The 2174-nt window shown below is 68.6% G+C and carries 2 protein-coding genes; one reads left to right on the plus strand and one right to left on the minus strand.

The window, feature by feature from the left end:
* Nucleotides 1-1628: sensor histidine kinase, YfiR-like protein-associated (locus AC1DYX_RS30555; RefSeq protein WP_477265891.1), on the minus strand; the 1628-nt coding region annotated here is incomplete at its 3' end.
* A 440-nt stretch (nucleotides 1629-2068) separates the two neighbouring features.
* Here AC1DYX_RS30555 and AC1DYX_RS30560 point away from each other — a divergent pair.
* Nucleotides 2069-2174, plus strand: a 106-nt coding sequence (locus AC1DYX_RS30560) for a CinA family protein (RefSeq protein ID WP_477265893.1), incomplete at its 3' end; no start/stop codon positions are given.

Below are 2174 nucleotides of genomic sequence, written 5' to 3' on the forward strand. Positions count from 1 at the left end.
GCGCCGGGTCGCGCGGCCGGCGTGGCGGCGGGCACGGCCCCGTCCGCGCTGGCGACGGCCARCTCGATCCAGAACACGCTGCCCACGCCCGGGCTGCTGGTGACGCCGATCTCGCCGCCCATCAGCTCCACGAGACGGCGCGTCACCACGAGGCCGATCCCGGTCCCTTCCTGCGTACCGCCTTCCTGGCCGAGGCGGTTGAATGGCTGGAACAGGCCCGCCACCTGTTCCGGCGACAGCCCCATGCCGGTGTCCTGCACGGACAGGCGCAGGCGCTGCGGCGCCGGGCGCGCGCAGTCGACGACGACGGCGCCGCCTTCGCGGTTGTACTTGACGGCGTTCGACAGCAGATTCAGCAGCACCTGCTTCAGGCGCGTGCGGTCGGCCTGCACGCGCGCCGCCGGCGCTTCCGGGAACAGCACGCGCACGCCGCGCGCGGCCGCCAGCGGCGCGATCATCCCCTGGCATTCGGCCAGCACGTCGGAGAGCGGCACCGGTTCCATCGACACACTCAGGGCGCCCGACTCGACCTTGGCCAGGTCGAGGATTTCGTTGATCAGGGTGAGCAGGTGCCGGCCCGACTTCAGGATGTGGCCGGAGAATTCCAGCTTCTGCTCCGGCGTCGTCGGCATGTCCTTCGATGCGAGGATCTGGGCGAACCCGAGGATGGCATTGAGCGGCGTGCGCAGCTCGTGGCTCATCGACGACAGGAACGCCGACTTGGCCTGGTTGGCGTTGCGCGCTTCCCCGATCGCCAGCTCCAGCTCGGAATTCGCCAGTTCCAGCTGGGCCGTGCGCTCCTGCACGCGCGCCTCGAGCCGCTCGTTCAGGCGCATCACTTCCTGCTGCGCGCGCGCCCGCTCCTGGGCCTCGCGCGCGATCGCGCGGTTCGAGTCTTCCAGCGCGCGCGTCCTCTGCTCGATCTCGCTCAGCATGGCGTTGAAGGAATCGACGAGTTCCGCCGCCTCGTCCTCGCTGATGCGCGGCGCGCGGCGCGAATAGTCGCGCCGCGCCACGACCTCGCGCGCGATGTTCGTGATGGCGTCGATGGGCGTCGTGATCGTGTGGCCCAGGCGGCGCACGAGCAGCCAYGCGGTGAACAGCGCCAGCACCGTGACGCAGGCACAGATGACGAGGTAGTCGCGCATGCGCACCACCAGCTGGTTCTGCGAGCGCAGGTAGACGGTGCCGAGCAGGTCGCCGTTCTCGCTGATCGGCTTGTACAGCACCAGTTCGTCGCCATCCCTGGCATACGTTTCCTTGCCGCCCCGCTGGACCAGCTTGCCGCCTTTGGCCGGACGCACCGGGAACGTATTGGTTTCGCCAGGCGCCAGGTAGGTCGCGAACAGGGCGCCGTGTTCGTCGTAGATGGCGGCGGCGCGCACCGTGGGCCGGCTGCGCAGCATGGCCAGGTTTTCGCGTGCCAGGCGCGCGTCGTCGAAGGCCAGCGCGGCCGACGTCATATGGCCCACCAGTTCCGCCTGCGTCGCCAGGTCGGTCAGCAGCGCGTGCCGGTAGCTGCGCAGGTCGTAGGCGACGACGGAGCCCATCGAGACGGCCAGCGCCGCGAGCGTCGTGGACATCACGATCATGACCAGTTTTTCGCGGATCGAGCGGCGGCGCAGCATGGTCGTCACCACGTGGCGAGACGGTAAGGACGGGCCGGACGTGCGGCTGCGAACGACAACGCCATCACGGGAATGCCGGCCCCGGATGGTCATGCGCGAAACGGTCGGGCGGCATGCGAGGTCCTGGTTCGGTCTATGAACAACAATGCGGGAAGACGGGGAGGATAGCAGCACGACCGGAATTGATGTCGCACAGAACGACAAAAACTATTACCACTGGCAAACACACTGGTTTTGTGCAAATGCTGGACGCACCACCTCGAGCATGGCTTTCCGTTAAGATTCCGCTGCCGCACGCCGGTCAGGCGCGCTAGAATGGACCCGAGCGCGCAGCGGACCGGCCCGACCGGCGATCCGCGCCCGACACACGGCGGCGCGCCCACGATGATCCTGGAGACCCTGGCGACCCGACCGGCCGCCATCACAACAAGGAGCGACACGTGACGAACGACATCATCGACCTGGCCACCCGTGTGGGCCGGGCTCTCGAAGCCAAGGGCCTGCTGCTGGCCACCGCGGAATCCTGTACCGGCGGCGGCGTCTCCC

The sequence above is a fragment of the Massilia sp. P2_C2 genome (assembly GCF_056404615.1).